Genomic DNA, 18,300 nt, shown 5'->3' with positions numbered 1-18,300 from the left:
TAGGCCATTACCCCACCAACTAGCTAATGCCCCGCAGGCCCATCTCCCAGTGACAGCTTAAAGCCTCCTTTTCTTTTCGTATCATGCGATCCAAAAACCTATCCGGTATTAGCATAAGTTTCCCTATGTTATCCCAGTCTGAGAGGCAGGTTGCCTACGTGTTACTCACCCGTCCGCCGCTAGCCTCCGAAGAGACTCGCTCGACTTGCATGTATTAGGCACGCCGCCAGCGTTCGTCCTGAGCCAGGATCAAACTCTCCAATAAAGTTTGTATCTGGTTCAAAGCTGGCAAATCATTTCATGATAGACTCATCAACGCTTTCGCTGTTCAGTTTTCAAAGAGCATTTTCGTTGTTAGCGCTCGTGGCGCCGACCTTTTAAACTATATCAGGTCTTGTCTCGAAAATCAAGGGTTATTTTTAGAAGTTCAACTTTTTTTCATTCTCTTTAAAATTACCCTCAAAAGCGACAAGACTTATCTTATCAAGTTGAAAACAAAAACGCAAGCAGAAATCACGATGAATTTTAACTTTCTTTACATGGCATCCACAATGCCTTGAATTTCATGCACGGAATGAATCATTGCTGCTGGCAAAAGCTCATTCGGCAGTACGTTCCACGAGGCCTTTTTGTCCTCTCTCTTCCCTTTATTGAATAGGAGACGAATCCCTCTGGGATCCTGCACTCTCCTATCAGGGCTTATGGCTTTCAATTCTTCAGGAAGATCCCGATCAATCAATAAGCCAGCGATCCTGCTGCGATTGGCCAATTGCACATCGTGGTCTAATCGGTCTCCCACATGAGCCACGATGCGACCATCCAGATGCCTTAAAATAGCTGGGTCTGGCTTTCCGGCACCTGCCCGCTCTGGCGTAACCACTTCCTCGAACAAATCTAGAATGCCCAACGCCTCCATAACCGGCGCCTGAAATTTGTAAAATCCATTTGTCACTGCGGCTAAAGAATACCCGCGATCCCGCAAATCCGTCAAAGCTTCCTGTATCCCCCCCTCGAGCAATCTGACTTTAGGGTATACCGAATGCTTCCGGACTAGCCCCTCAATCTCAAACGGATCAGAGAGGCCCAGCTCGCGAAACCTCTCCCGCAGGATATCATCCCAATCATACGCCTCCACATAGCGGCCCAATCCCATGCGTGTCTCATGCTCTGCCACCATTTCCGAAATAACATCATAGTGCCTTCCCAGCATACCGGAGACCGCTTCTGCAATCTCCGGAAAAACCCACGCTCCAAAAGGGTTTTGCATGAGTGTACCGTCTAAATCAAACGTAACCCAGCGTTTCTTCGTCATTTGATCGCCCCCGAGGTCAGTCCTTCGATAAACTGTTTGGATGCAAACAAAAACGCAATAATCATCGGTAATGATGAAATTGTCAGGCTAGCAAACAGTAGATTCCACTCTGTATCATACTCCCCAAATAAAGTAAGCACGCCAAGCGGTATCGTGCTCAGCTCCTCACTTTTCAAAAAAATCAACGGATAAAAAAAGTCGTTCCACACCCCAATTAGATGGACAATCCCTACGGTGGCGAGCGCTGGCTTCATTAGCGGCAGGATAATCTTATAGTACACCTGAAAGCCATTGCATCCATCTAGCCTAGCTGATTGGTCCAGCTCCGTCGGGAGTGTCTTGAAAAACCCGTAGAACACAAACACCCCAAAAGGAATCCCTCCAGCTACGTAAAGAATAACTAATGACGTCAACGTATCCAGTAGCTGCAACTGCAGCATGATCATATACAGCGGAAGAATCGCCAGCTTCATCGGGAGCATCAAGCCTAGCATAAAGAAAAACAGCACATACGGATTCCACCGGAACGGATAACGGGAAAGATAAAAGGCAGCCAACGAAGAGATGAACAAAATGAAGAACACAGACAAGCCACTGACGTAGATACTATTCCAAATATACGTACCGAAGTTTACTCTGCCCCATACTTCTGCGTAATTTTCTAAAGAAAACGAATGCGGAAGCCCCAGAGGTGAAGTGAGAATCTCCATATTGCTTTTGAATGAAGAGACAATCATCAAAAATATAGGGTAGAGCGCCAAAAAGGCAAAGAGAAGCAGAATCGCATACTTCGCGTACTGACCAAGTCTTACGGTCACGTTTATGTCCTCCCTTCTATTGTTCGTACTCCTTGCGACGGAAGAAAAAGAGCAGGATTGCCGTCGCACTCGAGATCATCAGAAAAAGCACAACTGCCAACGCTGATCCGAGCCCGATGGATTCCCCTCCCGCAACAGACCCAAAGGCGAGACGATAAAAGTAGGTCGCCAGGACATCTGTTGAATAGTAGGGTCCTGCCTGAGAGCCTTGCATCGCGAAAATGAGCTCAAACGTCTCAAATGCCCCAATGAAGCTCAGAATCGTCATCACCATAATGGATGGCATCGCCAAAGGAACAGTCATCCGCCACAGCATGGTTAAACCCGAGGCACCATCAATTTTGGCTGCATCGTAGATTTCCGAAGGGATGGCCTGCAAGCCTGCGAGGAAGATCAAAACCGCAAACCCCAATCCGTACCAGCTGTTGACCAAAATAATCGTGTAGAGCGCCGTATCCGGGCTCCCCAGCCATGGACTCGCCAGCTCTTCCAAGCCTATGAACTTGAGAAAGGTATTTAACGCTCCGTAGGTGGGATTCAAGATCAGACTAAACAAAAACCCGACCACGATCACAGACAGCAGCTTTGGCATGAAGATCACCATCTTGAAAAACTCTTTTCCGCGGATCTTGCTGTTGATGAACAGCGCCAGCACAAAAGCCACGACGAGCTTGGTCAGGACGATACCGATGAAGAAAATGACGTTATGAGCGAGTCCTCGAAAAAAGGTCTCCTGAAACGGCGATTCCGTAAACAGACGCACGAAATTCTCAAGGCCAATAAATGCTCCCCGCTTCAGCCCGTCCCAGGCAAAAAAGCTGTTTAAAAAGGCTGAGAAGATGGGGTAGATCTGAAACCATATATAGAAGAGCAGTGCCGGCAGCAAAAACAAGTGGACCAAGTGCCTTTTCCAGTTTCCTCTCCATACTTTGGCAGACTCTTTCTTGGCGGCTGCCGTTTTGTCCGTCACAGGCATACTCATGTGCCCCCTCCTCCAAAAACAGGTACAGCCAAGCGCCCCGTGCCCCGTCCCGGCTGTACCTCTCTTTTACTCGACGTGCGGCTATTTTTTCGGTTTGAACCATTTGTCAGCAGAAGCTTGGGTATCCTCCGCTACCTTATCCACCGTAAGCTTGCCGATATACATTCCTTGCAAAGAGTCTTCAAAGGTCGTCTTGGTCGTGGGCGTACCTTCCCCGAAGTGAACGAGCATCAGATAGGGAGCCATACTCTTTTCACTGAGCTGCGTCATTTTTTGTACCAAAGGATGCTTCGGTGTCACGCCGGCGATAGCACTCAAGCGGCTCAAATCATCACTGAACATCTGACCAAACTCTTTGGAGGCGAGAAATTCCATGAAGATTTTTGCCTCTTCCGGGTGCTTGGTTGATTTTGCGATACCATAGGAGCCGTCTACCCAGTTGATCATCGGCGTGTCTCCCCCCTTTTCTTTGGCGAGGCCAGGGAGAATATCGATCGGCAGGTCTGGGCTTTGCTTTTCAAACGTTTCCAGGCGATAGCTGCCGTTGATGTACATAGCTGCCTTCCCGGTGTAAAAGAGCGCTTGGGCATCCTTGTCATCAATACCGATAAAATCAGGCGGGAAAAACGGTGCCAGCTCTTGCATGTGCTGAATGGACTCCTTGAAGGCCGGATCGTTGAAATTCACTTCGCCTGCGAGCAGCTTATCGACGTACTCATTGCCGCCGTAGGAGCTTGTTCCAATCACACTATGGGCAATCGACAAAAGGTATGCTGCTTTTCCCGCCTGGGCGATGGGAACGATTCCTTTTGCTTGCAGCGCTTGTGAGACGTGCATCAGCTCATCCCACGTCTGCGGAGGCTGCAGCCCATTGTCCTCAAATACTTTTTTGTTGTAGAAAATCACAGCCGAGTTGATAGAAAGAGGTACTCCATACACCTTCTGGTCGCTGCCACGAGCTGCGTCGAGATAAGCTTTCGGGATCTCCTGTACGCCTTTTACATCGTCAATCGGCAAAAGGTATCCCGCATCGGCAATCGATGTTGCACCCGAATACGGACGCAATTGAACAATATCCACTCCTGTGCCTGCCGTCAGAGAATTGCTTAGAATCGTGTTGTACTCCGTTGATTTGAACGGCTTGAATTTCACTTTGATGTTGGTATGCTGCTTCTCAAACTCCGCGATAAACTTGGCGTACGCATCCTTGTCCTCTGGTCGCCAGCTGTACATCACCAGCTCGACCGGCTCCCCTTTAGCCGGCTCAACAGCAGGTGATGGCGCTGCTCCGGTCGCTTGCTCGCCTGTTGTGGGCGTAGTCGAGCTGCTGCTACACGCACTCACCACCAGCATCAGAATCGCACAAAACAGCCAGACCCCTACACGTCTCATCACCAAATCTCCTCCATAAAAGATAATGGATGCCTATCTCTTCTGTGTTTCTCTCTTTGTAGTAATGTTTAGTATGCAAACTCCAGTTTCAGAAACAAATTTTCGAAAAAAGCTGCATTTTTTGATTAACAATAAATGGAAGTTAGGTAAAGATGAGCAAACTCGTTTTGGCGGGAAACACAAAAAAGAGACAGACGATTGTCTGCCTCTTCTTTGCGAAAAACGGAGAGCCGCTTTTCTTATTCTTACATCATGCCCATGCCACCCATGCCGCCCATATCAGGCATACCCATAGGAGCTTTGTTTTCTTCTGGTTTGTCAGCAATAACTGCTTCAGTAGTCAGGAACATAGCCGCTACGGATGCAGCATTGGACAGCGCGGAGCGAGTTACTTTCGCAGCATCCACGATACCAGCTTCCAGCATGTTTACATATTCTTCAGTAGCAGCGTTGAAGCCGATACCTACAGGTTCTTTTTTCAGACGCTCTACGATTACAGAGCCTTCGAGGCCTGCGTTCGCAGCGATTTGACGAACTGGCTCTTCCAGGGAGCGGAGTACGATTTGTACACCTACAGCCTCTTCGCCTTCTACTTTAACGCCTTCAACAGCTTTGATTGCATTGATGAGAGTAGTACCACCACCAGGAACGATACCTTCTTCTACTGCAGCGCGAGTAGAGTTCAGAGCGTCCTCGATGCGGAGCTTTTTCTCTTTCAATTCAGTTTCAGTAGCTGCACCCACTTTGATCACTGCTACACCGCCAGCCAGTTTAGCCAGACGCTCTTGCAGTTTTTCACGATCGAAATCGGAAGTGGTGTCTTCGATTTGTTGACGGATTTGAGCTACGCGGCTTTCGATGTTCGCTTTGTCGCCAGCACCTTCAACAACCGTTGTGTTTTCTTTGGTAACCACGATTTTTCCTGCGCGGCCCAATTGCTCCAGCTTCGTGGATTTCAGGTCCAGACCCAGTTCTTCTGTGATTACTTCGCCGCCAGTCAGAGCAGCGATATCTTGCAGCATAGCTTTGCGGCGATCGCCGAAGCCAGGTGCTTTAACCGCTACAGCTGTGAAGGTACCACGCAGTTTGTTCACTACCAGAGTAGCCAGCGCTTCGCCTTCAACATCTTCTGCGATGATCAAGAGAGGTTTGCCGCTTTGTACAACTTGCTCCAGTACAGGCAGAACTTCTTGGATGTTGGAGATTTTTTTGTCCGTGATCAGGATGTAAGGGTTGTTCAGAACCGCTTCCATCTTGTCAGTGTCAGTGATCATGTAAGGGGAAGCGTAGCCGCGGTCGAATTGCATACCTTCTACTACTTCCAGCTCGGTTACGAAGCCTTTGGATTCTTCAACGGTGATTACGCCGTCTTTACCCACTTTTTCCATTGCTTCTGCGATCAGGTTTCCAACTTCTTGATCGTCAGCGGAAATAGCCGCTACTTGAGCGATCGAAGATTTGTTTTCAACTGGCTTCGCGATGGATTTGATTTCTTCCACAGCTGCACGAACAGCTTTTTCCATACCGCGGCGGATAACCATTGGGTTCGCGCCTGCCGTTACGTTTTTCAGACCTTCACGGATCATAGCAGCAGCCAGAACCGTTGCAGTCGTAGTACCGTCACCAGCGATGTCGTTGGTTTTGGTAGCTACTTCTTTAACCAGTTGAGCACCCATGTTTTCATAAGCGTCTTCCAGTTCGATTTCTTTTGCGATGGTTACACCGTCATTGGTGATGAGCGGAGAACCGAATTTTTTCTCAAGTACCACGTTACGGCCTTTTGGACCGAGGGTTACTTTTACCGCATTTGCCAATGTTTCCACACCGCGGAGCATCGAGCGGCGTGCGTCTTCAGAAAACTTCACTTGTTTAGCCATCTAATCTCTACCTCCTGTTATGTGTTGTTTCGTTCTATTTCCTATGTCTTAACCGATGATCGCCAGGATATCGGATTCGCGCAGCACGAGGTATTCTTTATTGTCTACCTTGACTTCAGTACCAGCGTATTTGGAGAAGATTACTTTATCGCCGTCTTTTACTTCCAACGCGATGCGCTCGCCGTTGTCAGCTACGCGACCAGAACCAACTGCGATTACGCGGCCTTCTTGCGGTTTTTCCTTTGCAGAATCAGGCAAAACGATACCGCTTGCAGTCGTTTCGTCTTTGGAGATAGCTTCGATTACCACACGGTCACCCAATGGCTTAAGCACTAAAAACACCCTCCTCAAAAAATGTAGGTAAACAAATTTTGCGTTGTTAGCACTCGAGTGATATGAGTGCTAACACCCAATTCCTATAATAATGAATCACTACTTACTTTGCAAGTAGTTTCCCTCACTTTTTTCCATCTGTCCCCCAATTCGTTATCAACTCTCTTAAGATTTCTCCTCTAGCAAAATGTGTTCTACTAAACCATTTCACTCATATAAATCAGATAGAGAATCAGACAAGCTATCAAAGGAGGAAGCAAGCACATGCGAAAATGGCTGCTGATCGGTCTGACAGTCCTCTCTATTGCGGGCATCAGCCGTTTCTTCACATCCGATCACTCGTCCCTCATCCGGGTCAACCTCTATCCTTCCACCTTATACTGGGATGGACGCGAAGTCATCTCCAGCCAAAAATCAGAGTCAACCCAAGATCTGCCCCCAACGTTGGAGTACAAAGGCACCCTTTACGTGCCTTTATCTGTAATCGGCAGTCAGTTGAACAAACCGGTCGGCTGGGATGATTCCTCGTACTCTGCCTGGGTAGGACAACCTCCCGCCACACTGGCAAAGCAACCGTCCGAGACTCCAGCTCCCACTGCCATTCCTGCCGCAAAGCCTGCAAATACGAGCACAGCTGTCGCTTCACAGCCCAAGACAACGGCCCCAGTCGAGCAGCCCAATTCCCTCTTTGGCCTTACACTCGGCATGTCTTCCGCAGACGTGACGAAGCGGCTGGGAGCTCCCGCTCGCAAAGAGCCCAGCAGCCTCGGCTACCAATGGTGGATCTATAACAGCAATCCTTCCAAGTATGTACAAGTCGGCATCGGCACAAACGGGAAAGTCGTAGATCTGTACTCTCTCGCTCCGCAGGCAAAGCTGGGAGATATCGGCGTAGGAACTGCCCTGCAAGCTCTGGAGCGCCAGCATCCTTTGCAGAACGTCGTCTCTTTTTCCTACATGGGCGCAAATGTTCAAATCACCAACCAGAAACAGCAACGACCTCTCGTCATGGAGAACGGAACGGCATCGATCTACTATCTGGACAAGCAAAACAACGATAAGGTGACAGCGCTGCGTTTGATCGATACTCAAATGCTCCTGCGTGGAGGTTTTTATGAAACGAGATGGACGTATCAGGGAAAGGCTCCAGATTTTGATCCACCTGCGCTGAGCGTACAAGAACGTGAGCGGGTCAACCTCGCCTATGAAAGGCAGATTCTCGATCTGGTCAATGTCGCGCGGTCCCGTGCCCAGCTGCCTCCCCTTCAATGGAACGAAAAGGCTGCCGAGGTGGCGCGAGGGCACAGCCGCGATATGGAAAGCAACGACTTTTTTGACCATGTATCCGCTACGACAGGCAGTGACCCGTTTGAACGTTTGAAACAGGCTAGTATCTCGTATCGGATGGCTGGCGAAAATATCGCCGCAGGCTATCCTGACGCCATCGAAGCCCACGAAAGCTGGATGAATAGTCCCGGGCACCGGAAAAACGTGCTGGAAAAGGGCTTCACCCAGCTGGGAGTCGGCGTCATCACCGATTACTATACGCAAACATTCCTGACTCCTGCCCAATAAGGACGAACAGATTGGGGACACTTACGGCAAATGAACCTGCTCCCTCAGCTTTTTGACACTGCCGGAGAACTCAACGACAACTGTCTCGTACTGCTTCGTGTGCAAGATCAGCCATGGCGGCCTGCTACCCTGCTTGGGCATGATCACAAACATTTCTGCGATATCGAATTGGATCCCGGCGGAAGGAACGACCAGCTTTTTGGGAGGCGTCAGCGGGATCTTCACGATCAGCACGTGGTCCAGGGATGGATTCAACTCCAGAACACGTCCACTTACACTCTTTAAAAGCTGCTGCGCTTCTTCCTGCAGGGCCTCCGTATTGTCGAAGGTCGCTACCACCTTTTGCTGGTCCGAGTCAAATATCTCGACCGGCTCTGCTGTCGTCGCTACAACTGGTGAGAAAAACAGCGCCAAACTTAGTATCAGCCACATGAATGTGAGCACCCCCTATCATAACCGTATTAGTATGACCACTTCGGAAAACTTCTTCCGCAGACTTTCGCCCAAAGAGAGCCGATGAATGCAAAAAAGACTCCTGTCAAAAAACAGGAGTCTTTCTACTGACATGCATTTTCTTCTAGCGAACGGTACCTTCCGTCTCGTAGCCGTACTCGCTTTCCCACTCTGCCTCTTCCTGCAGCTGCTTGCGATAGACCACTCGCGACAGCCAAATGCTCAGCTCATATAGCAGCAGCAACGGGATGGTGACCAAAATGTCGCTCACAATTTCAGGCGGAGTCAAGGCAATTCCTACCACAGCCAGACCGAAATAGGCGAAACGGCGCATTTTGGCGAGCCTCATGGGATTCAAGATCCGAATCCGAGTGAGGAACATGACGATAATCGGCAGCTGGAAGAGCACACCGAACGGAATCACCATGTTGAACATAAACCCGAAGTACTCGGCAATCCCGTAGTTGGGATCCGCCCCGATCGTCGCTGTCATGTTGGTCATGAACTGCATGATCATCGGGAAGACCACGTAGTAGCCAAACAGAATCCCTACGATGAACAGAAAGCACGCCGCCGGGATGAAATAGAGAGAGCCTCTCTTTTCTTTCACGTTCAATCCGGGTGAAACAAAGCGCCATAAATGATAGAGCGCCACCGGCAATGCAGCGACAATCCCGATCAGAAACGCGAACTGCATGTACACACGAAGCGCATCGGACGGATGCAAGGAAATGATCGGCACGCCATCCGCAATGGGTTCTTGCTTTAAATATTCAATGAGAGGACCAGCCAAAAAGAAGCCGGCAATCAAAGCGACAATAAATACGGCCAACACCCACATAATGCGCTTGCGCAGTTCTGTCAGGTGCTCAACCACTGTCATTTCCTGATCCTTCATGGCTACCACCTTGCCCAATTAAGCCTTTTGTTGTTCCTTTTCCATCTGGGAGCGTTCCTGCTCCATCTTTTCGCGAATTTCCTTTTCGATGCGCTCACGCTCTAGACGTTCGCGAATTTCACGCTCGAGCTTTTCGCGATCAAACGCATCTTTCTCCGTGACGACAGCAGCAGCAACAGGTGCCTCTTTGGTCTGCTGCTTGCGCTTTTCCTTTTCCTCTTCTTCATCGTCGTCGTCGCTCGTCAAGCTTTTGGTCGCGTTTTTAAATTCTTTAAGAGTATGACCGACGGCACGTCCCAATTCCGGGAGTTTTTTCGGTCCGAATAATACAAGTGCCAAAATCAAAATCAAAATCAGTCCAGGAATCCCAATTGTACTCATGCTCTTTCACTCCTTTTTCCTGTTCATTTCCAGTCTAACCATCTAGCCTTTAAGTAAACCACCGTAACCCAAGCGTGTCATATCGGAAGCTGCAATTCGTTCGCCTGCCAAAATGCGCGGCAAGAATACATCAAAGGAAGTGACCTTCTCGTGCATGACAGCACCAGGCAGCCCCAAAATCGGAGTATCCCCTTTGTATGCGACCATCAGCATCGAGCCTGGCAGCATCGGCGTTCCATAGCGTACCACTTCTGCCCCTACACCTGCAATGGCCCCAGGAGTGCGGTCATCTGGATCAACGGACATACCGCCCGTAACCAGAATCATGTCGACGCCTTGATCCAGAAAAGCTTTAATTTCATTTTCAATCAACTCTTTATCATCGGGAGCAAAGCGCTGCTCGACGATTTCTGAGCCAAGAGCCTCTACCTTGTTCCGAATGGCAGGTCCAAACTTGTCCGCAATCCGTCCAGAGAAAACCTCTCCACCCGTAGTGACCAAACCGATGCGCTTTTCCTGAAACAGCTTTACCTGAATGATCGGCTCACTGAATTGTTTCGCCAGCTCTTCCAGCTCGATGATCCGCTTCTCTTCCATGATCAGCGGGATAATGCGCGTCGCAGCCAGCGTATGTCCTGGATGCACGACCTGATCTCCGTAAATGGTAGAAAATGCGATGCCTTCCAACGCATTGAGCGCGTGGACAGCTTCCTCGTTGATTTTAGCCAGACCAGTACGAGACGCTTTCATGGAAACCTTGCCCTCATACGGCTGCGTCAAGGTAAGACCTTCGCCGGACACGGCTTTCGCGATTCGCAAGCCAGCCTCTTCCTCGTGAATATAGCCCTCTGGCATTTCCAGTACGTAGATATGCTCTTTCCCGATCGAGAGCAAAGGCTCGATGTCTGCTTCCGTAACAACATGACCTTTTTTAAATAGGCGTCCTTTAAACTCCCCTGGCAAAATCTGCGTCATATCGTGAGGGAGCATCATGCCGATGGCTTCGCGCACAGGCACTTCTTTCATGTTAGGCTTGTCTACCATCCTAAACCGCCCCAATCTTCGTTCGCCTCTCCCGTTCCCTGCAGGATGTTCAAAGCATCAGCCAGCATATCGCCAATGGCATTGAAACAGATTTCCACACCAGTCGGGTTGCCCGGGAGGTTAATAATGAGCGTATTGCCCCGCGTTCCTGCTACGGCTCTCGTCAGCATGGCGCGGCGAGACTGCTGCAAACCGGCACGACGCATTTCTTCTGCCAATCCTGGCACAGGTCTGTCCATGACCCAAGCCGTTACCTCAGGAGTGACATCCCGTGGGCTCAGTCCCGTTCCGCCCGTAACAATCAGGAGATCACATTTTTCCCGGTCCACCAGCTCAATCATGTTTTCCTTGAGATCTTCCATATCATCAGAGACAGTTCGATAAACAGCTACATCTACATGCAACCACTCTGTTGTTAATTGACGAATAATCGGGATGCGATCATCCTCGCGACTTCCCTTGGCGATGGAATCGCTTGCCGAAATAACGCCTACCTTCCATTTGCCCACAGCTCATTCCTCCGTTTTATCATTCGATTGTATTGTACACTTTTTTGGTCTTGCTGTAGATAGTACCCTCTGAAAAGAAAGCTCCTGACACAAAAGATTCACGATTGGAGGAAGCCACTTTCCGTGACCAGTCCATCCAAACCAATGTCATGTGGCTCCCGTGGCACCTCATCGACGACTTGCATGGAAAACGCTACTCCTACTAAAAAAGGACGACGCTGCAAGGCTGCGAGAAATCTGTCGTAGAAGCCTCCCCCATACCCCATTCTTCCCCCGCGGCGGTCAAAAGCAACCCCCGGGACGAGCACGGCATCGAGCATACTCAGCTCCGCTTTTTCTGCGCGTGTTGGGTCAGGCTCCCAAATTCCGTATACGCCTTGCTTCAGCATGTCCGGTCCATGATATCGATAAGGTACGAGCCGTTTTTCGGCGGTAAGCGTCAGCGGCAGCCAAACTTCCTGCCCTCTCGCTCTCGCTTGATCGACAAACGGGAGGATATCCAGCTCCGCTCCAAACGGATGAAACGCCATGATCGCACGTGCATTCTTCAATTCTTCAAGCTGCTCCAAATGGCTGCAGGCCTGGGCCGATAATTCGCTTCGCCGTTTGTCTGGTATGGCTTTGCGCTCCTCCATGATCCGACTTCGCAGCTGCTGCTTGACCGCTTTTAGATCCAGATCCACGTCTACCCCTCTCCCCTCACGCAGGTAACATGCCCCAAGGCTTGTCCCTGACACACTCTCTAGGCTACACTGACAGTAGTATATAAAGAGGTGAAACAGATGATTTTGCTGCAAGCTGAACATATAGAAAAAACCTACGGCATCGAGACCATTTTACAGGACATCTCCTTGCAAATACAAACGGGAGAAAGAGTCGGGCTCGTCGGTGTGAACGGTGCCGGAAAGTCGACTTTGATGAAGATTCTCGCTGGCGAGCTGAGCTATGACAGCGGAACGATTCGCATTCCAAAAGAGGTTTCACTCGGTTACCTGGCGCAAAATGGCGGGCTGGAATCGGAGCGCAGCATCTGGGATGAAATGATGAGCGTATTTACCCATCTGCAGCAGGAAGAGAAAGAACTGCGCCAGCTCGAAGCAAAAATGGGGGATCCAGCTATCCTTGCAGATGACAAGCGCTACCAACAGATTTTGGAGAACTACTCCCATCGCTCTGAGGCGTTCAAGGAAAAGGGCGGTTACAGCTACGAAGGTTCCATTCGCGGCGTTCTGCACGGCTTGCGTTTTGCGGACATGGATTACCAGACCCCCATTCGCACACTGAGCGGCGGTCAAAAGACACGTCTGGCTCTCGCGAAGCTGCTGCTGCAATCTCCGACGATCCTCCTTTTGGACGAGCCGACCAACTATTTGGATATCGAGACGCTCACGTGGCTGGAGACGTATTTGCAAAACTATCAGGGCGCCATCCTAGTCGTCTCCCATGACCGCTACTTCCTGGACAAGCTGGTGACGATCGTCTATGAAATCGAACGGCATCGCGCCACTCGCTACGTCGGCAACTACAGCCGTTTTCTCGATCAAAAGGCAGCCCGACTGGAGCAGGAGCTGAAACGGTTTGAGAAGCAGCAGGAAGAAATCGCCAAGCTGGAGGATTTCATCGCCCGCAACATCGCACGTGCAACGACGACCAAACGCGCGCAGAGCCGACGCAAAACGCTGGAGAAAATCGATCGTTTGGACAAGCCGATCATGCACAACAAGTCGGTCCATTTCTCTTTTGACGTCTCCAAAATGAGCGGGAATATCGTCATGAAGGCCAGCAATGTCGCTATCGGCTACCCGGATGTTTTCCTGTCTCGCGGACTGACGTTTGAAATCGAACGGGAAGAGCGTGTCGCCCTGGTAGGCCCGAACGGGATCGGCAAGTCGACCCTGCTCAAGACCATCGTCGGGCAGCTGAACGCTCTCAAAGGCGATGTGCAGTTCGGCAGCAACGTCACGATCGGCTACTACGATCAGGAGCATCGCAATCTGAATCTCAGCAACACCGTTTTGGGGGAAATCTGGGACGAGTACCCGCAGATGCTGGAAAAGGACGTACGGACGCTGCTCGGCAACTTCCTGTTCAGCGGAGACGATGTGCAAAAACGCGTTTCCGACCTGTCCGGTGGAGAACGCGCCCGTGTATCCCTCGCCAAGCTGATGCTCAAAGAGGCCAACTTCCTGATCTTTGACGAGCCTACCAACCACTTGGACATCTACAGCAAGGAAGTGCTGGAGAATGCCCTGTACGATTATCCGGGCACCATTTTGTTCGTGTCCCATGACCGCTACTTCCTGAACAAGATTGCCAGCCGCGTCCTGGAGCTGTCACCAGAGGGCGTATCGAACTATCTGGGCAACTACGATTACTATGTGGAGAAAAAGCAGGAGCTGGCTGAGCTGGCCGCTGAGCTCGCCGCGCAGCCAACCAAAAAGCAAGGCGTCCTCGTCCAGCCCGAAAAGACCTCCTACGAGCTGGATAAAGAAGCAAAACGACGCGAGCGTCAGCGTATGCGTCGTCTGGAGGAAATCGAGGCAACGATTCAAAAGCGGGAAGCCGATATCGTCAAATGGGAGGAAGAGCTCTGTCTCCCGGAAATTTACAGCGATCATGTACAGGCCAAGGAACGCAACGATCAGATCCAGGCCGCACGCGAAGAGCTGGAGCAGCTGTACGATGAATGGAGCTCTCTATCTGAGGAATAGCTAGAGGCGCTCCCACTCCGGTCTGGCATGCTCATCCTTTTGCTCCCCTAAAGCTGCATAAAGGGCCGGCACGACGAGAAAGATGATGCAGGTCGCTGCCGTTACGATCCCGGAGTCATTGAGCACGAGCCCTGCCAGGGAACCCGCAATGACTCCGGAAAAGCCTTTGACCAAAAACGGGGTGTCTACAGCGAGATGTCGCAGGTAGCGGTCGTTCCACAGGGCCAGAAGCCCGAGGACGATGAGGGAGACAACGAAAACCTTGCTCCAGATGGAGACGCGAATCAACCGCACATTCATCGCGATCTTGCGCTCCAGCATCCGCCCTACTTCCTCCCACTGACCGGTTACGATCTGCTGCGATACCCGTCCGATATGGGTTAACGGCTGATCCGTGACAAGACTGCCGACAATCAATGCAGCGATACCCACAACCAGGCCCCCTGTCAAAAGCAGGAGGCCTTTTTTTCCGATAGCCCACCCCTGCAAGCGGAATAACGCCACGAAAAACCCAACCAGTCCTGCGAGAAATCCCCCTGCATCTGTCCCAAGACCGGGAGCGACCATATAGTAGAGCACGGCTGCAAAGACAAAAGCAGCGATGTAAGGACGCGCCCCCTCTCTGGCAAGCTGGTAAACGGCTGCCACGAGCATGATGGCACTGCCGATCAAAACTCCCTCGAACTCGTTGCCCAATCCATAAAACCGTGCACCGATGACGGGGTCATACCCCAAGTAGGATTGCCGCATCAAGGTAGCTCCGGTCCAGCCGTCGATCAACAGAGAGGCAACCGTTACTCCACAGACGGTCATCGTCGTTTGCGCCAAAGAGCGTTGCTCCAGCCCAAATGCCGCCAGGAGCGCGATGACGATCAAAACGCCGAGTACCACGGGTCCAGAAGCCTGCCACGGCAGCAGCCCTTCCAATAGCAGCAGGCAGGGGAAGCAAAGCATCGCCAGAAGTGACAGGCGCACTCCCCGGCGCAAGCGCTCCAAGCCTGCTCGGACGTGTCCACGTTTGCCCGCCATCCACAGGATCGCCGCGCATGCCAGCGTGATGATTTGCAGCATGACATACGAGTACAAAACCGCCGGGCGGGTAGCGTACGTATGATGAATCTGCCCGATTTGCTGCCCCAGCTCTGCGTTGTTCGCCTGGTTGTCTATGCGAATGGGGTGACCGGCTACTCCTTTTGGTACAGGAACATCCAGCCACGCTAAAATGGTCGGCAAAATGTCCAAGCCACTAATCAGCCCGGATTGTCTGGTCGTCGCAGAGGTGAGCAGCCCTCCTGCCTTCTTCTCCCACACCAGGATCGGAGGCAGCAGCGCTTTGTCTTTTGCTGCCCTCGCATTTACTGCTGGAGAAAGGAGAATGATCTTCTGGTTCTCTCTGCGCTCTTCTAGCAACGCTCCCAGAAAGGCTCCCAGCCCGGACAGAACCTGCTGATATTGCCGCTGAAACTGGGCAGGCTCCATTTCATCGGCAAGCTGATAGAACCTGGCTAAATCCGAAAGCTGCAGGGTAATGAGACCTGAGCTTTGGTCTTCGCGCACCCTTTTATGCAAATACGCGTAGTTGGTCTGTACACCGTAGGGTGAGCCCGGCCTGTCGATCAACGTATTCGCTGACAAATCTCCCACAGGAACCCTGCCCTGCTCATCCATGGCAAACAATACACTGTGCCGCTGGCGCACGTCGTCATAGTCGCCGTTGCCGTAGACAGCTATCGGGATTTGATAGGCTGCCAGCGTCTTGCCAAGCGTCCCAATCTGAGGGGTAAACGGCTTGTCTTGATTATCCGCATTCAGCCGGAAAATACCGGGAAACACGATCGCAGAGCGCGCCAGCTTTTGTGCTGCATCCAAGCCGCCTAGCTCCTGGGCCCGCTCCTCAGCCGTTTCATGGGCAGAAACAGCTTCCCACGAATGGTAGGCCGTGCCACTTCGCTCACTGTACAACGCCTGAGCTCCGCTGCCCATCAGCAAATAGCCGTTTGGCGTATTCCTCGCTCCAGGGGTGCGGATGGTGATCGCACCTGAGCTTGCCTGCTTGATCCACTTATCCACATGGGGATATTTCGCAAGCTCGTCCAGATCGGCAAAGGACATCCCTTCGGCAAACAGTACGATCACCTGCGGCATTTCCTTTGCCAATCCTGTATTTCCGATATTTGTACTCCCAAACAGAATCAGGAATGACAACGCGACAAGGATGATGCTCTTCTTCACCAAAGACCTCCTGTTGATAACCGCACCACTCTTATCCACATATTCCACAAAACAATCCACAGGCTGAGGGTGATTTTCCCGGTCATTTTTCGTGTTATCACCATTATTCACAGGAGGGGTGAGGAACAACCTAAAAAGTTATTCATACAATGTGGATAATGTTAAGAATACGTTAAAAAAACATCCCTGCTCCTGCCACTCACAAGAGATGGCACTGGAAACGGGGATGTTTTTGAGAAATCAGTGATCAGACAGCGACAAGCCCGGCACTCCATTCAAATCGAGCGCAGCGAACTGCCCTTTTTCATATTGGATAAAGCCAGCAGCAGCGATCATAGCGGCATTGTCTGTGCAAAGCGTAAATGGCGGGATCACCAAAGGAATCCCTTCCGTCTGACAGCGGTTCTGCAGACGCTCCCGCAATCCGCGATTCGCTGCAACACCACCAGCCAAAAGCACCTGCTTGGCACCATGCTCACGCACTGCACGCAACGTTTTCTCTACCAGCACCTCTGTGACGGAATCCTGGAAGCTGGCTGCCAGATTGGCTGGCTCGATTGTTTCGCCACGCTGCGCGGCATTGTGCAAGGTGTTGAGTACAGCTGACTTCAAGCCACTGAAGCTGAAATCGTAGGAATCCGGCTCCAGCCAAGAGCGTGGCAGCGGTACATTGGGAACCCCTTCATGCGCGAGACGGTCGATATGCGGACCACCTGGGTACGGCATCTGCAGGGCGCGCGCTACCTTGTCATACGCCTCACCAGCTGCATCGTCACGCGTTTCTCCCAGGATCTCAAAATGGCCGTGCTCCTTCATCCAGACAAGCTCGGTATGTCCTCCCGAGACGACGAGGGCAATCAGCGGGAAATTCATTTCCTCCACCAGTCGGTTTGCATAGATATGCCCGGCAATATGGTGGACACCGATCAGCGGGATTCCTCGAGCCAGCGAAATTGCTTTGGCTGCTGCCACCCCTACCAAAAGCGCACCGACCAGTCCCGGTCCGTACGTCACGGCAATGGCATGGATGTCATCCAAGGTCTTGCCGGCTTCCTCCAATGCTTCCTCGATGGTCAGCGTGATGTTTTCCACATGGCGGCGGGAAGCCACCTCGGGAACAACTCCGCCGAAGCGCTTGTGAATATCGGCTTGCGAGGCAATCACATTGGAAAGCACTTCTTTCCCGTCGCGAACGACAGAGGCTGAGGTTTCATCGCAACTGGTCTCGATCCCAAGTATATAAGTCGGCTCTCCCGACTGTTTGTGTGTCTCATAAGCCTGCTGCACGCGCATTTCGTAGCGCGACGTATATGTTTTGTTCATTACAAAGTCACCCACATAATAATTGCGTCTTCGTTATTGTCCGAATAGTAGCGTTTGCGTACTCCGTGCTCTTTAAAGCCCAGCTTGGTGTACATGCTGCGCGCGACCGTATTGGAGGGCCGCACTTCCAAAGTCATGCTCTTCGCGTGAAACATTCGCGCCACGTTCATCATTTTGATCATCAGGCCAAGTCCGACCTTTTTTCCCCGATACAAAGGGTGAACTGCTACGTTGGTAATATGCGCCTCATCGATGATGATCCACATTCCACAGTAAGCGATGATCCGGTTCTGATGAACGACTACGACGTAGCGGGCATTGGGATTTTTCGTGAGCTCATTAACAAAAGCGTCATGTGGCCAAGGCGTTGAAAACGATAGCCTCTCCAGCTCTGCGACAGCACCCACGTCCTGCATCGTCATAAAACGGTATTCCAGTTCGTTTGGTGGAATCATTGTAA

The 18,300-nt window shown here is 51.2% G+C and carries 17 protein-coding genes and 1 rRNA gene; 2 read left to right on the top strand and 16 right to left on the bottom strand.

Translation table 11 applies throughout. The annotated features are described in order from the left end of the window. From EDM59_RS23015 to groES, 7 genes are all read right to left on the bottom strand, one after another. Window positions 1–265: ribosomal RNA gene (locus tag EDM59_RS23015) — 16S ribosomal RNA — on the bottom strand; the annotation flags it as partial. Between the two features lie 270 nt (window positions 266–535). Continuing rightward, window positions 536–1,312 carry an HAD family hydrolase gene (locus EDM59_RS23010; RefSeq protein WP_122925748.1) on the bottom strand — a complete coding sequence of 259 codons (777 nt, stop codon included), beginning with the start codon at window positions 1,310–1,312 and terminating at the stop codon, window positions 536–538. Next, window positions 1,309–2,130 carry a carbohydrate ABC transporter permease gene (locus EDM59_RS23005; protein WP_246011193.1) on the bottom strand — a complete coding sequence of 274 codons (822 nt, stop codon included), beginning with the start codon at window positions 2,128–2,130 and terminating at the stop codon, window positions 1,309–1,311. Before EDM59_RS23005 ends, EDM59_RS23010 begins: the two co-directional genes overlap by 4 nt. 16 nt (window positions 2,131–2,146) lie before the next feature. Next, the gene (locus EDM59_RS23000; RefSeq protein ID WP_342769234.1) at window positions 2,147–3,112 is read right to left on the bottom strand and encodes a carbohydrate ABC transporter permease; all 966 of its coding nucleotides are present in this window, start codon (window positions 3,110–3,112) and stop codon (window positions 2,147–2,149) included. Between the two features lie 81 nt (window positions 3,113–3,193). Beyond that, window positions 3,194–4,504 (bottom strand): ABC transporter substrate-binding protein, encoded by a 1,311-nt coding sequence (locus tag EDM59_RS22995; protein ID WP_122925747.1) that lies wholly within the window; start codon window positions 4,502–4,504, stop codon window positions 3,194–3,196. Between the two features lie 245 nt (window positions 4,505–4,749). Further along, on the bottom strand, window positions 4,750–6,381 hold the full coding sequence (gene groL / locus EDM59_RS22990; protein WP_122925746.1) for a chaperonin GroEL: 1,632 nt from the start codon (window positions 6,379–6,381) through the stop codon (window positions 4,750–4,752). Window positions 6,382–6,429: 48 nt separating this feature from the next. After that, entirely contained in the window at window positions 6,430–6,714 is a 285-nt protein-coding gene (gene groES, locus EDM59_RS22985) for a co-chaperone GroES (protein ID WP_049742269.1), read from the bottom strand. A gap of 264 nt (window positions 6,715–6,978) precedes the next feature. Between groES and EDM59_RS22980 the strand changes: the two genes are divergently transcribed. Next, window positions 6,979–8,289 (top strand): CAP-associated domain-containing protein, encoded by a 1,311-nt coding sequence (locus EDM59_RS22980; protein WP_122925745.1) that lies wholly within the window; start codon window positions 6,979–6,981, stop codon window positions 8,287–8,289. A gap of 21 nt (window positions 8,290–8,310) precedes the next feature. On the opposite strand, the gene EDM59_RS22975 is transcribed toward EDM59_RS22980, so the two are convergent. The 6 genes from EDM59_RS22975 to EDM59_RS22950 all read right to left on the bottom strand — a co-directional run bounded on the left by EDM59_RS22975 (window position 8,311) and on the right by EDM59_RS22950 (window position 12,257). After that, entirely contained in the window at window positions 8,311–8,721 is a 411-nt protein-coding gene (locus EDM59_RS22975; RefSeq protein ID WP_122925744.1) for a hypothetical protein, read from the bottom strand. Window positions 8,722–8,866: 145 nt separating this feature from the next. Continuing rightward, window positions 8,867–9,640: a twin-arginine translocase subunit TatC gene (gene tatC, locus EDM59_RS22970; protein ID WP_122925743.1), complete on the bottom strand. Its 774-nt coding sequence runs from the start codon at window positions 9,638–9,640 to the stop codon at window positions 8,867–8,869. An 18-nt stretch (window positions 9,641–9,658) separates the two neighbouring features. Beyond that, window positions 9,659–10,021 carry a twin-arginine translocase TatA/TatE family subunit gene (gene tatA / locus EDM59_RS31640; protein WP_092271021.1) on the bottom strand — a complete coding sequence of 121 codons (363 nt, stop codon included), beginning with the start codon at window positions 10,019–10,021 and terminating at the stop codon, window positions 9,659–9,661. Window positions 10,022–10,063: 42 nt separating this feature from the next. Next, entirely contained in the window at window positions 10,064–11,065 is a 1,002-nt protein-coding gene (locus tag EDM59_RS22960) for a molybdopterin-binding protein (protein ID WP_122925742.1), read from the bottom strand. After that, window positions 11,059–11,574 carry a MogA/MoaB family molybdenum cofactor biosynthesis protein gene (locus EDM59_RS22955; RefSeq protein ID WP_092271014.1) on the bottom strand — a complete coding sequence of 172 codons (516 nt, stop codon included), beginning with the start codon at window positions 11,572–11,574 and terminating at the stop codon, window positions 11,059–11,061. The genes EDM59_RS22960 and EDM59_RS22955 overlap by 7 nt, the downstream gene beginning before the upstream one ends. Before the next feature lie 98 nt (window positions 11,575–11,672). Beyond that, window positions 11,673–12,257, bottom strand: a complete 585-nt coding sequence (locus tag EDM59_RS22950; RefSeq protein WP_246011192.1) for a 5-formyltetrahydrofolate cyclo-ligase — start codon at window positions 12,255–12,257, stop codon at window positions 11,673–11,675. A gap of 99 nt (window positions 12,258–12,356) precedes the next feature. Between EDM59_RS22950 and EDM59_RS22945 the strand changes: the two genes are divergently transcribed. Further along, window positions 12,357–14,285, top strand: coding sequence for an ABC-F family ATP-binding cassette domain-containing protein (locus EDM59_RS22945; protein WP_122925741.1), 1,929 nt, complete (start codon window positions 12,357–12,359; stop codon window positions 14,283–14,285). On the opposite strand, the gene EDM59_RS22940 is transcribed toward EDM59_RS22945, so the two are convergent. The 3 genes from EDM59_RS22940 to rimI form a co-directional block, all read right to left on the bottom strand. Continuing rightward, a complete protein-coding gene (locus EDM59_RS22940; RefSeq protein ID WP_122925740.1) occupies window positions 14,286–16,517 on the bottom strand; it encodes a hypothetical protein in 2,232 nt (743 codons plus the stop codon). Between the two features lie 240 nt (window positions 16,518–16,757). Then, a complete protein-coding gene (gene tsaD, locus EDM59_RS22935) occupies window positions 16,758–17,840 on the bottom strand; it encodes a tRNA (adenosine(37)-N6)-threonylcarbamoyltransferase complex transferase subunit TsaD (RefSeq protein ID WP_122925739.1) in 1,083 nt (360 codons plus the stop codon). Next, window positions 17,840–18,295: a ribosomal protein S18-alanine N-acetyltransferase gene (rimI, locus tag EDM59_RS22930; protein WP_092271000.1), complete on the bottom strand. Its 456-nt coding sequence runs from the start codon at window positions 18,293–18,295 to the stop codon at window positions 17,840–17,842. The genes tsaD and rimI overlap by 1 nt, the downstream gene beginning before the upstream one ends. Between the last annotated feature and the right edge of the window lie 5 nt (window positions 18,296–18,300).

This window comes from Brevibacillus nitrificans, from assembly GCF_003710965.1.
Taxonomy (GTDB): Bacteria; Bacillota; Bacilli; order Brevibacillales; family Brevibacillaceae; genus Brevibacillus; species Brevibacillus centrosporus.
This window is presented reverse-complemented; position numbering and strand designations above follow the sequence as displayed.